We start from the raw sequence: 12,171 nt of genomic DNA, 5'->3' as shown, positions 1-12,171 counted from the left end.
CCTCAGCCTGCGGAGTTCAGTGCAGCCAGCTGCTCGGCGAGGCTCACGGCCGCGTCGACGTTGCGGACCCCGGCCTCCGTCGAGGCGAACGGCACCGTGAGGTAGCGGTGGTCCCGGACCGCCGTGAGCTGACTCGTGGCGGGGTTCTGCTCGAGGAGGTCGATCTTCTTCGCCGCGGTGTTCCACGTCGCGTCGACGAGCACGATGACGTCCGGGTCGGCGGCCACGACCTGCTCCCAGCCCACGGGCGTCCAGGTGTCGCGCACGCCCTCGAAGATGTTGGTGATCCCCGCGGCGTCCATGATCATCTGCGGTGCGCCGATCCCCGCCCCGACGTACGGGGTGTCCGAGCCGGAGCTGTACCAGAGCGCGGTCGTCGCCTTCACGGGCTTCTCGATCGCCGCGAGCTGATCCTGCTGCTCCGAGATCAGCGTCTCGGCGCGGTCGGGGACACCGAAGATCCCGGCGACCTCACGGATCTCGCCGAACACGTCGTCGAACGTCAGGGGAGACGGCTGGTAGCCGGGCTCCTTGCACGCCGCGGGCGACACGTAGGTGCCGATCTGGAGAGCTGCGAGGCTCGCGCGGTCGCCGGCGCCGTCGGCCGAGAAGTTCGACTCCCAGCCGGCGTAGACGAAGTCGGGCGTCGAGGTGAGCAGGGCCTCCTGGCCCGGCACCTTGTCCGACAGCACGGGGATCGCCGCGGCGGCCTTCGCGTACTGCGTGGGGACGGGCCCGTCCGCGAAGGCGGTCCCGACGATCCGGTCCTGGAGGCCGAGCGCGAGCAGCATCTCGGTCGACGTCGACTTGATGGTGACGACCCGCTCCGGCGGCGTGCTGACGGTCACCTTCGTGCCGCAGTTGTCGAGCGTCGTCGGGCTGAACGTCGCCGTCGCCGGCGACGAGGCGGCCGGGGTGCCGGCAGTCGTGGCGGGGGAGCCCGCGACCGACCCCGAGGCGCAGCCGGCGAGGGCGAGCAGGAGCAGGGCGGCGGTCGCCGTCGTCGTGCGGCGGTGTGCAGCGGGCAGAGGCGTCATGGGTGCGGGTGCTCCTGATGGACGTGAACGACTGATGACCCTCATGGCTGCGTCGGCACGAAGGGAGTGAGGGTCGGGCGCACGTCGCGCACCATGGACCGGCCGCCCACGTCCGGGCGGCGCCGCCGGGTCAGAGACGACCCGGTTCCTCCGGACAGAGTAGGCCGCTGACCACGGGTTCTGGCAAGCGGCGGCGCTCCGGTCAGTCGGCCGCCGCGAGTGCGAGCACGCGCGCGACGGCGTCGAACTCGTCCCGCACGAGCCCGACCGTGACGCGCACGTGACCGCCGTCGTCGGCCGGCGGCCCCGCGACGAACGGCGTCCCGGGAGCGGCGCGGATCCCGGCGGCCGCGAGCCGGACGAGCGCCGTCTGCTCGTCGCGCACCGGGAGCCAGAGGTTGAGGCCGTCGCCCGGCTCGATGGTCACCCCGTGGGCGGCGAGGGCCTCGCACAGCGCCCGCCTGCGCGCGAAGTACACACGCCGGGCCGACGCGACGGCGTCGAGCGCATCGCCGTCGGTGAGGAGGTCGACCAGGACGTGCTGGAGCAGGCGGCTCGTCCACCCGGGACCGAGCATCCGGCGCGCCACGAGGCCGTCGAGCACCGCGGCCGGTCCGCCGACGGCGGCGATGCGCAGGTCCGGGCCGTGCGACTTGGAGTAGGAGCGCACGTGCACGACCCGGTCGGCCAGGAAGCTGCCGAGGCTCACGTCGCGCGAGGACGAGATCTCGCCCGAGTGGTCGTCCTCGATGACGTGCACCACGGGGCTCGTCGGGCCCGCCATGTGCCGACGGACGACCCCCGCGAGCTCACGCGTGCGGGTCGGGGACATGGAGACGCCGGTCGGGTTGTGGGCGCGCGGCTGCAGGACGACGACCCTCGCACCCGCCGCGAGCGCGGCCCCGAGGGCATCGGCGCGCATGCCCTGCCGGTCGAGCTGCACGGGCACGCGCTCGAGGCCCAGGTGGTCGAGAAGGTCGAACAGCGGGGGGAACCCGGGGTCCTCGACGGCGACGCGGTCGCCGAAGCGGGCGACCTGCTCGAGCGTCCGGCTCAGCGCGTCGACCGCGCCGTCGACGACCGTCAGCCGTTGTGGGGCGAACGGCCACGAGGCGCGCAGCAGCTTCTCGAGCGGCTCGACGAGCGGGGCCGACAGGTAGGTGCCGGTGTCCGCCGCGGGGCTGCGGGCCGCGACCCGGCCGAGCGCCGGGCCGAGCGGGGGCAGCAGCGCGGGATCGGGCGTGCCGCTCGACAGGTCGAGCCACGTCGCCGCGCCGCCCGTGGCGAGGTCCCGGTACCGGGGCGGCAGCCAGCCCGCCGGCTCGGGCAGGACGAACGTGCCCGAGCGGCCCCGCGAGACGACGAGCCCGACGGCGCCGAGCGCCTGCCACGCACCGCTCACGGTCGCCGGGCTGACGGCGAGGTCGGCCGCGAGCTCACGGACCGTCGGCAGCCGGTCCCCGGGGAGCAGCTGGCCGGTCCGCACGAGGCGGGACACGGCCGCGGCGATCCCGCGTCGGCTGCGGTCCTCGACGTGCGTGGCCAGGTCCATGAGCCCATCGTCACCCGCGCCGACCCGCCGTGGCACCGATCGGGGGGCAGGGCCGGACATTCGTCCAGATGTTTACGGCCCGGACACACGCGTTCTCACGAGGGAAACGCAGGGAAACGCCGCAGAAATGTTCAACCCCCACAGTCACATTCCAGGCGAGGACGCCCCGGTGGCGCACCTCGCGCACCGGGACCCGTTCGCCGGCCGCGCAGATCGAATCACCGGAGGAGCCATGACCGTCGTACGCGTCGCATTCACGCAGGCCACCTGGACGGGCGACAAGGAGTCGATGATCGCCCTCCACGAGGCCTGGACCCGTGAGGCCGCCGCCCAGGGTGCGCAGATCATCGCGTTCCAGGAGCTCTTCTACGGGCCGTACTTCGGCATCACGCAGGACTCGAAGTACTACGACTACGCCGAGCAGGTGCCCGGGCCGACGACCGACCGGTTCGCGGCGCTCGCCAAGGAGCTCGGCATCGTCATCGTCCTGCCCGTGTACGAGGAGGAGCAGCCCGGCGTCCTGTACAACACCGCGGCGGTGATCGACGCGGACGGCTCGTACCTCGGCAAGTACCGCAAGCACCACATCCCGCACCTGCCGAAGTTCTGGGAGAAGTTCTACTTCCGCCCCGGCAACCTCGGGTACCCGGTCTTCGAGACCGCGGTCGGCCGGATCGGCATCAACATCTGCTACGACCGGCACTTCCCCGAGGGGTGGCGGGTCCTCGCGCTGAACGGCGCCCAGATCGTGTTCAACCCGAACGCGACCGCCCCCGGCATCTCGAACAAGCTCTGGGAGATCGAGCAGCCGGCCGCCGCCGTCGCCAACGGCTACTTCGTCGTGGCGAACAACCGGGTCGGGCTCGAGGACAACGAGTACGGCGCCGACGCGGTCGCGTTCTACGGCTCGTCGTACGCCGTCGGTCCCGACGGCAACTACGTCGGCGAGGTCGGGTCGTCGACCGACAACCAGCTCCTCCTGCGCGACCTCGACCTCGACCAGATCCGCGAGGTGCGCGAGCGCTGGCAGTTCTTCCGGGACCGCCGCCCCGACGCGTACGGACCGATCGTCGCCCCCTGACCTGCCCCCGACCGCACGGAGAGGACAACCGATGGCCACCACGCTCATCACCGGCGGGACAGTCGTCAACGCGACCGGTCGCGGCGCCGCCGACGTGCTCATCGACGGCGAGCAGATCGTCGCGCTGCTCACGCCCGGGTCGACGGTGCTCGGCTCGGACCTCGCCGCGGGCGTCGACCGCGTCATCGATGCGACCGGGAAGTACGTGATCCCCGGCGGGATCGACGCGCACACGCACATGGAGATGCCGTTCGGCGGGACGTTCGCGTCCGACACGTTCGAGACCGGGACCACCGCAGCCGCGTGGGGCGGCACGACGACCATCGTGGACTTCGTCGTCCAGTACGCGGGGAGAACCCGCTCGACCAGTACGCGCTGTGGCACGACAAGGCCGCAGGGAAGTGCGCGATCGACTACGGCTTCCACCAGATCTTGTCGGACGTGCAGGACTCGTCGCTGACGGCGATGGACGAGCTCGTCGCGGAGGGCGTCAGCAGCTTCAAGCTGTTCATGGCCTACAAGGGCGTGTTCCTGTCGGACGACGGGCAGATCGTGAAGGCCATGCAGAAGGCCGCCGGCAACGGCTCGATGATCATGATGCACGCCGAGAACGGCTCGGTCATCGACCTGCTCGTGCAGCAGTCGTTGGCCCGCGGCGACACCGACCCGTACTTCCACGGCATCTCCCGGCCGTGGCAGGCCGAGGAGGAGGCGACGCACCGCGCGATCATGCTCGCGAACCTCACGGGCGCGCCGCTGTACGTCGTGCACGTGTCCGCGAAGCAGGCGGCACGACAGATCGCCCTGGCCCGCGACGAGGGCCAGAACGTGTTCGGCGAGACGTGCCCGCAGTACCTGTACCTCTCGCTCGAGGAGCAGCTCGGCGCGCCCGGCTTCGAGGGCGCCAAGTGGGTGTGCTCGACGCCACTGCGCTCGCGGGCCGAGAACCACCAGGACCACATGTGGCGCGCGCTGCGGACCAACGACCTGCAGCTCGTCTCGACCGACCACTGCCCGTTCTGCATGACGCAGAAGCAGATGGGCGTCGGCGACTTCTCGAAGATCCCCAACGGCATCGGGTCGGTCGAGCACCGGCTCGACCTGCTCTACCAGGGCGTCGTCACCGGCGAGATCACGCTCGAGCGGTGGGTCGAGATCTGCTCGACGACCCCGGCCCGCATGTTCGGGATGTACGGCCGCAAGGGCGTGCTGGCCCCGGGGGCGGACGCGGACGTCGTCGTGTACGACCCGAACGGGCACACGTCGATCGGCCTCGGCAAGACCCACCACATGAACATGGACTACTCCGCCTGGGAGGGCTTCGAGATCGACGGGCACGTCGACACCGTCCTCTCGCGCGGCTCGGTCGTCGTCGACGACGGGACGTTCCACGGCCGTGCCGGTCACGGCCGGTACATCAAGCGCGAGCTGTCCCAGTACCTCATCTGACCGGGAGACATCATGGACTTCGGCGTCGTCCTGCAGACGAACCCCCCCGCCTCGCGCACGGTCGACCTGGCGCGCCAGGCCGAGACGCACGGCTTCGACTACGTGTGGACCTTCGACTCGCACCTGCTGTGGCAGGAGCCGTTCGTCATCTACTCGGCGATCCTCGCCGCGACCCGCAAGATCATGGTCGGGCCCATGGTCACCAACCCCGCGACGCGGGACTGGACGGTGCTCGCCTCGCTGTTCGCGACGCTCAACGAGATGTACGGCAACCGGACGGTGTGCGGCATCGGTCGCGGCGACTCGGCGGTCCGTACCCTCAACGGGCGGCCGTCGAACCTCGCGACCCTGCGCGAGTCGATCCACGTCATCCGCGAGCTCGCGAACGACCGCGAGGTCACGGTCAACGACCGCACGCTGCGCTTCCCGTGGAGCAAGGGGTCCGCCCTCGAGGTGTGGGTCGCGGCGTACGGTCCGCTCGCGCTCAAGCTCACGGGTGAGGTCGGGGACGGCTTCATCCTGCAGCTCGCCGACCCCGACATCGCGGCCTGGATGATCAAGGCGGTGCGCGACGCGGCCGAGAAGGCCGGCCGGGACCCCGACGCGGTGAAGTTCTGCGTCGCCGCGCCCATGTACGTCGGCAACGGGGAGTCGCCCGCCGAGCGCGCCCACATGCGCGAGCAGTGCCGGTGGTTCGGCGGGATGGTCGGCAACCACGTCGCCGACATCGTCACGAAGTACGGCGAGGGCTCGACGGTGCCGAAGGCGCTCACCGCCTACATCCAGGACCGCCAGGGCTACGACTACAACCAGCACGGCCGCGCGGGGAACACGCACGCGGACTTCGTGCCCGACGAGATCGTCGAACGGTTCTGCCTGCTGGGAAGCCCGCGCGAGCACGTCGAGAAGCTGCAGGCGCTCCGCGAGCTGGGCGTGACGCAGTTCGCGGGGTACCTCCAGCACGACAACAAGGAGGAGACGCTCCGGGCCTACGGCGAGCGGGTCATCCCGGCGATGGCCGAGACCGTCGTGGCGACCGCATGACCACGCGGCCGGGCCCGGCGCGCTGGGTGGCACCGCTGCGCCGCGGGGGAGTCGGCGTCGCCGCGCTCGTCGTCGCGTGCGCGCTGTGGGAGCTCTACAAGCTCGTCGGCCCCGACACCGGCGCCCACCTCTTCGGCGCGAGCGTGCTGCCACGGGCCGACGCCCGGTCGATGCCGCACGTGTGGGACGTCGTCGCGCGGATGGCGACGCCCGAGAGCTCGGCGGCCGGCTCCCCGAGCGTCGGCGTCGCGATGCTCCAGGCGTGCTGGTTCACGCTGCGCGTCTCGGTCGCGGGCTGGCTCGCCGGGGTCGTGGGCGGGTTCGCGCTCGCCGTGCTCATGCACGGCTCGCGGATCGCCGAGTCTGCGGTCTACCCCTGGGTCGTCCTGAGCCAGACGGTCCCGCTCATCGCCCTCGCGCCGCTGGTCGTCGGCTGGGGCGGCAAGATCCACCTCGGCGACCTGGTGTGGGAGCGCTGGATGTCGGTCGCGCTGATCGCGTCGTACCTCGCGTTCTTCCCCGTCGCGGTCGGCGCCCTGCGCGGGCTCCAGTCGCCGCAGCAGGCGCACGTCGAGCTGTTCCGGGCGCAGGCCGCGAGCCCCTGGCGCACTTTCAGGTCGCTGCGGCTGCCGGCGAGCGTCCCGTACGTGCTGCCCGCGCTGCGGCTCGGCGCCGCCACGGCCGTCGTCGGCGCCGTCGTCGCCGAGGTGTCGACCGGCACCAAGGGCGGCATCGGCCGCCTCATCATCGCCTACGCCCAGGCGGCGAGCGGCGACCCCGCGAAGCCCTGGGCCGCCATCGTGGCGGCCGGGGCCCTGGGGCTCGTCGCCGCCGGGCTCGTCACCCTGCTCGGCCTCGGGCTGGGCCGCTACCGCATCGCGGAGGTCTCATGAGCACGCAGGTCCCCACCGGCACGGTGCCGGCCACCCCACGCCCGACAGGCCTGACCCCGGCCGTGGAGGCGCGCGGCGTCGGCAAGGTGTTCCGCACGAGGGCGGGTGAGGTCACCGCGCTCGAGAACGTCTCCCTGACCATCGCGCCGGGGGAGTTCGTGTCCCTCATCGGTCCGTCCGGGTGCGGCAAGTCCACGCTCCTGCGCCTCGTCGCCGACCTGGACGCCCCGACGTCCGGGGAGCTGTCGATCTTCGGCAAGGCGCCGCGTGTCGCCCGCGAGAACCAGGACTACGGCATCGCGTTCCAGCAGGCAGGGCTGCTCCCGTGGCGGACCGTGCGCGCCAACATCGAGCTGCCGCTCGAGCTGCACGGGGTCGGTCGCGCAGGCAGGGCGGCACGGGCGGCCGAGCTGCTCGAGCTCGTCGGGCTGGCCGACTTCGCCGGGCACTTCCCCCACCAGCTGTCCGGCGGCATGCAGCAGCGCGTCGCGATCGCCCGCGCGCTCGCCGAGCAGCCGAGCCTGCTGCTCATGGACGAGCCGTTCGGGGCGCTCGACGAGATGACGCGTGAGCGCATGCAGACCGAGCTCGTGCGGATCTGCCAGGAGAGCCAGGCCGCCGTCGTGTTCGTCACGCACTCGATCCCCGAGGCGGTCTTCCTCTCCGACCGTGTCGTCGTGATGTCCCCGCGGCCGGGACGCATCCGGCAGGTCGTGCCCATCACCCTGACCGGCGGCGCCGAGCGCTCCGAGGAGCTGCGCGAGGACGCCTCGTTCTTCGCCGCGGTGACCGCGGTGCGCGAGGCCCTGCACGAGGGCCACGGCGACCGGGTCCCCGCGGACGGACCGGCGACGACCCCGATGCCGCGCGGCGTGGACGCCCGATGACCGCCGTCGCGCGCACTGCCCGGTCCTGGCTCCCGCCGCTCGTCCTCGGGTCGGTCGTGCTGGCCGGCTGGCAGGCGCTCGTCGTCGGCGCGGGCATCAAGCCGTACCTGCTGCCCAGCCCGACGGCGATCGCCGCGCAGGCGGGTGCGCTCGCACCGCTGATCTGGACCGCCGCTGTGGCGACCGGCTCCAACGTGCTCGTCGGGCTCGTCGTCGGGACCGTCGTGGCGATCGGAGCGGCGATCGCCGCGACGCGCGCCCGGTGGATCGACGCGCTGATGTCCCCGACGGCCGCGGCCGTCTCGGTCATGCCGATCGTCGCGCTCGCCCCCGCGCTCAACACGATGTTCGGGACGACGTCCACGACCCCGCGCCGCATGATCGTCGCGGTCGTGGTGTTCGTGCCCGTGTTCGTCAACATGCTGCGGGGTCTGCGCGAGGTCCAGCCGGTGCACCGCGACCTCCTGCGCGCCTACGCCGCGACACCCCGTCAGACGGCACGCGTGCTCACGATCCCTGGCTCGCTGCCGTTCCTGTTCACGGGACTGCGCATCGCCTCGTCGACCGCCGTCATCTCCGCGGTCGTCGCCGAGTACTTCGGCGGGCTGCAGAACGGTCTCGGGTCGCGGATCACCGCGGCCGCGTCCAACAGCGCCTATGCCCGGGCCTGGGCCTACGTGCTCGGGGCGATCGCCCTGGGTCTCGTCTTCTACCTCGCGACGCTCGCGCTCGAACGCGTCGTCGCGCGCCGCCAGGGTCGCTGACCCTCCACCCACGTCCGCCTGCCGGTGCTGCCAGGTCGGCCGATCACCACCCACCGAGAAGAGGGATGACGATGAGACTCACCAGGCGTACCGGATGGGGCGCAGCCGCCGTCGGCGTTGCCGCGGCGCTCGCTCTCACCGGGTGCAGCAGCAGCAGCGCGACCGAGTCGGCGGCCACGGGGACGGCCGGCGCGACGGCGGCCGCGACGACAGCCGCGCTCACCCCGGTCAGGCTCCAGCTGCAGTGGTTCACGCAGGCGCAGTTCGCCGGCTACTACGCGGCCCTCGAGCAGGGCTTCTACAAGGCCGAGGGCCTCGACGTGACGATCGTCGAGGGCGGCGTGGACATCGTGCCGCAGACCGTCCTGGCCGACGGCTCGGTCGACTACGCGATCGCGTGGGTGCCCAAGGCGCTCGCCTCACGCGAGCAGGGCGCCGGGATCACCGACGTCGCGCAGATCTTCCAGCGATCGGGCACCCTGCAGGTCGCCCTCGCCGGCAGCGGCATCACGACGGCGGCCGACCTCAAGGGCAAGAAGGTCGGCAACTGGGGCTACGGCAACGAGTTCGAGCTGTTCGCGGGCATGACCAAGGCGGGGCTCGACCCGGCCACGGACGTGACGCTCGTCCAGCAGCAGTTCGACATGAACGCGCTGCTCTCCGGTGAGATCGACGCGGCCCAGGCGATGACCTACAACGAGTTCGCCCAGGTCCTCGAGGCCACGAACCCGGCGACGGGTGCGCTGTACCAGCCGTCCGACTTCTCGGTGATCGACTGGAACACCGAGGGCACGGCGATGCTCCAGGACGCCATCTGGGCGAACACCGAGAAGCTGAGCTCGGACAAGGCGTACCAGGACACGACCGTGAAGTTCATCAAGGCGAGCCTCGAGGGCTGGATCTACGCCCGCGACAACCCGGAGGCCGCCCGTGACGCCGTCGTGGCCGCCGGCTCCCAGCTGGGCAACAGCCACCAGCTGTGGCAGACGAACGAGGTCAACAAGCTCATCTGGCCGTCCAAAGCCGGCATCGGCATGATCGACGAGGCCGCCTGGAAGCAGACGGTCGACGTGGCCCTGACGACCAAGAACGACCAGGGTGCGAGTGTCATCACCAAGGAGCCGGACGCCGAGGCGCACACCAACGAGTATGTGACGAAGGCGCTCGCGGAGCTCACCGCCGAGGGGGTCGACGTGACGGGCACGACGTTCGCGCCGCTCACCGTGACCCTCGCGGCCGGCGGCAGCTGACCACGCCAGCACCGCAGGACCCGCACCACGCGGGCACCTGACCGGGGTCGGCGCCGCCGCACCGCAGCGGCGTCGACCCCGGCGGGTCCGGGCACCACCCGAGAAAGAGGCGAGAGGCATGACCGCACCGCTCGACGACGCCGGACGGCTCGCGCACGAGCTCGACCGCGCCCACGTGTTCCACTCCTGGTCCGCCCAGCGCACCCTCGACCCCATCGTCATCACGGGCGCGGCAGGGTGCGAGGTCCAGACGGCGGACGGGCGCACGCTGCTGGACTTCTCGAGCCAGCTGGTCAACACGAACATCGGCCACCAGCACCCGCGGGTCGTCGCGGCGATCGCGGCGCAGGCCCAGGTGCTGACGACCGTGGCCCCGGGCCATGCGGTGCTCCCGCGGGGTCAGGCGGCCGCGGCGATCGTCGCGCATGCGCCCGCCGGGTTCTCCAAGGTCTTCTTCACGAACGGCGGCGCGGACGCCAACGAGAACGCGATCCGGATGGCGCGCCAGGTGACCGGCCGCGACAAGGTGATCTCGTTCTACCGCTCGTACCACGGCAACACCGGCTCGGCCGTCGTCGCGACGGGCGACTGGCGGCGGATCCCGAACGAGTACGCGCGCGGCCACGTCCATGTGTTCGGCCCGTACCTGTACCGCAGCGAGTTCTGGGCGACCACGCCCGAGCAGGAGTGCGAGCGCGCGCTCGTCCACCTCGAGCGCGTCCTGCAGTCCGAGGGGCCGTCGTCCGTCGCGGCGATCCTCATCGAGACGATCGTCGGGACGGCTGGTGTCCTGGTCCCGCCGCCGGGGTACCTCGCGGGCGTCCGGGCGATCGCCGACCGGTACGGCGTGCTGCTGATCCTCGACGAGGTGATGGCCGGGTTCGGGCGGACCGGGGAGTGGTTCGCGTTCGACCACGACGGCGTCGTCCCGGACCTCATCACCTTCGCGAAGGGCGTCAACTCCGGGTACGTGCCGGCGGGCGGCGTCATCATCTCCGACCCGATCGCGGCGGCGTTCGACGACCGCGTGTTCCCCGGCGGCCTGACCTACTCGGGGCACCCGCTCGCGATGGCGGCGATCGTCGCGACCATCGGTGCGATGGAGGACGAGCACGTCGTCGAGAACGCCGCCCGGATCGGCGCGGACGTGCTCGGACCGGGCCTGGCGGAGCTGGCCGAGCGGCACGAGGTCATCGGCGAGGTGCGGGGGCGCGGAGTCTTCTGGGCGCTCGAGCTCGTGAGCGACCGCTCGACGCGCGCGCCGCTGCCGGCCCGCGCGATGTCCCAGGTCAAGAGCGAGCTCATGGCGCGCGGCCTGCTGCCGTTCCTCGCGGACAACCGCATCCACGTCGTGCCGCCGTGCATCGTCACGGACGACCAGGTGAGCACGGCGCTCGCGATCTACGACGAGGCCCTCGCGGTCGTGGGCGGTGCCCTGTGACCGCCGGTCGGCTGCGCGCCGTCGTGACCGGGGCCTCGAGCGGCATCGGCGCGGCCACGGTGCGTCGGCTTCGCGCCGACGGGTGGGCCGTCGTGGCCGTCGCGCGGCGCGCGGACCGTCTCGAGGCGCTGGCCGCCGAGACCGGCGCTGAGGCGTTCGCGGCCGACCTGACGTCCGACGACGACGTCGCGCGGCTCGCGGCGTTCATCGACGACACCGGGGGGCTGACGTCGCTGGTCAACAACGCCGGCGGCGCGCTCGGGCTCGACCGGGTCGAGCAGGCCGACGTCGACGGCTGGCGCGCGATGTACGAGACGAACGTGCTCGGCACCCTGCGCGTCACGCAGGCGCTCCTGCCGGCGCTGCGCGCGAGCGGTCGCGGCGACGTCCTCGTGGTGACCTCGACCGCCGGCATCGCCCCGTACGAGGGCGGCGCCGGGTACACGGGTGTCAAGCACGCCGAGCGGATGCTGACGACGACGCTGCGCCTCGAGCTCATCGGGGAGCCGGTGCGCGTCATCGACATCGCGCCGGGGAACGTCGCGACGGAGGAGTTCGCGCTCGTCCGGTTCGCCGGCGACGCCGAGCGGGCCGCGAAGGTCTACGAGGGCTACGAGCCGCTCGTGGCCGACGACGTCGCGGACGTCATCGCTTTCGCGCTCACGCGTCCGCACCACGTGAACATCGACACGCTCGTCGTCCGGCCGCGCGCCCAGGTCTCGAACACCCAGATCGGCCGACGACCGGCGGCCGCCGGGCGAGCGTAGGCCGCA

At 72.2% G+C, this 12,171-nt stretch carries 10 protein-coding genes and 1 pseudogene; 9 read left to right on the top strand and 2 right to left on the bottom strand.

Annotated features, from left to right (window positions below):
- Positions 1-2: 2 nt before the first annotated feature.
- Positions 3-1,037 (bottom strand): putative F420-0 ABC transporter substrate-binding protein, encoded by a 1,035-nt coding sequence (locus DDP54_RS01410; RefSeq protein WP_109130250.1) that lies wholly within the window; start codon positions 1,035-1,037, stop codon positions 3-5.
- Between the two features lie 202 nt (positions 1,038-1,239).
- On the bottom strand, positions 1,240-2,589 hold the full coding sequence (locus DDP54_RS01405; protein WP_109130249.1) for an aminotransferase class I/II-fold pyridoxal phosphate-dependent enzyme: 1,350 nt from the start codon (positions 2,587-2,589) through the stop codon (positions 1,240-1,242).
- Between the two features lie 232 nt (positions 2,590-2,821).
- Between DDP54_RS01405 and DDP54_RS01400 the strand changes: the two genes are divergently transcribed.
- The 9 genes and pseudogenes from DDP54_RS01400 to DDP54_RS01360 all read left to right on the top strand — a co-directional run bounded on the left by DDP54_RS01400 (position 2,822) and on the right by DDP54_RS01360 (position 12,165).
- Entirely contained in the window at positions 2,822-3,670 is an 849-nt protein-coding gene (locus DDP54_RS01400) for a nitrilase-related carbon-nitrogen hydrolase (protein WP_109132249.1), read from the top strand.
- 31 nt (positions 3,671-3,701) lie between these two features.
- Positions 3,702-5,119 (top strand): annotated as a pseudogene (hydA, locus tag DDP54_RS01395) (dihydropyrimidinase).
- 12 nt (positions 5,120-5,131) lie between these two features.
- Positions 5,132-6,163: a TIGR03842 family LLM class F420-dependent oxidoreductase gene (locus tag DDP54_RS01390; protein WP_109130248.1), complete on the top strand. Its 1,032-nt coding sequence runs from the start codon at positions 5,132-5,134 to the stop codon at positions 6,161-6,163.
- Positions 6,160-7,056 (top strand): ABC transporter permease subunit, encoded by an 897-nt coding sequence (locus DDP54_RS01385; protein ID WP_109130247.1) that lies wholly within the window; start codon positions 6,160-6,162, stop codon positions 7,054-7,056. The genes DDP54_RS01390 and DDP54_RS01385 overlap by 4 nt, the downstream gene beginning before the upstream one ends.
- Entirely contained in the window at positions 7,053-7,943 is an 891-nt protein-coding gene (locus DDP54_RS01380) for an ABC transporter ATP-binding protein (RefSeq protein WP_109130246.1), read from the top strand. The genes DDP54_RS01385 and DDP54_RS01380 overlap by 4 nt, the downstream gene beginning before the upstream one ends.
- Positions 7,940-8,707 (top strand): ABC transporter permease subunit, encoded by a 768-nt coding sequence (locus DDP54_RS01375; RefSeq protein ID WP_109130245.1) that lies wholly within the window; start codon positions 7,940-7,942, stop codon positions 8,705-8,707. Before DDP54_RS01380 ends, DDP54_RS01375 begins: the two co-directional genes overlap by 4 nt.
- A 71-nt stretch (positions 8,708-8,778) precedes the next feature.
- Positions 8,779-9,957 (top strand): ABC transporter substrate-binding protein, encoded by a 1,179-nt coding sequence (locus DDP54_RS01370; protein ID WP_109132248.1) that lies wholly within the window; start codon positions 8,779-8,781, stop codon positions 9,955-9,957.
- Positions 9,958-10,075: 118 nt separating this feature from the next.
- Positions 10,076-11,398, top strand: a complete 1,323-nt coding sequence (locus DDP54_RS01365) for an aspartate aminotransferase family protein (protein WP_109130244.1) — start codon at positions 10,076-10,078, stop codon at positions 11,396-11,398.
- A complete protein-coding gene (locus DDP54_RS01360; RefSeq protein ID WP_109130243.1) occupies positions 11,395-12,165 on the top strand; it encodes an SDR family oxidoreductase in 771 nt (256 codons plus the stop codon). The genes DDP54_RS01365 and DDP54_RS01360 overlap by 4 nt, the downstream gene beginning before the upstream one ends.
- Positions 12,166-12,171: the final 6 nt, after the last annotated feature.

Source organism: Cellulomonas sp. WB94, from assembly GCF_003115775.1.
Taxonomy (GTDB): Bacteria; Actinomycetota; Actinomycetes; order Actinomycetales; family Cellulomonadaceae; genus Cellulomonas_A.
Note: the sequence above shows the minus strand (reverse complement) of the source record. Positions and strands in the feature narration are given on the sequence as shown.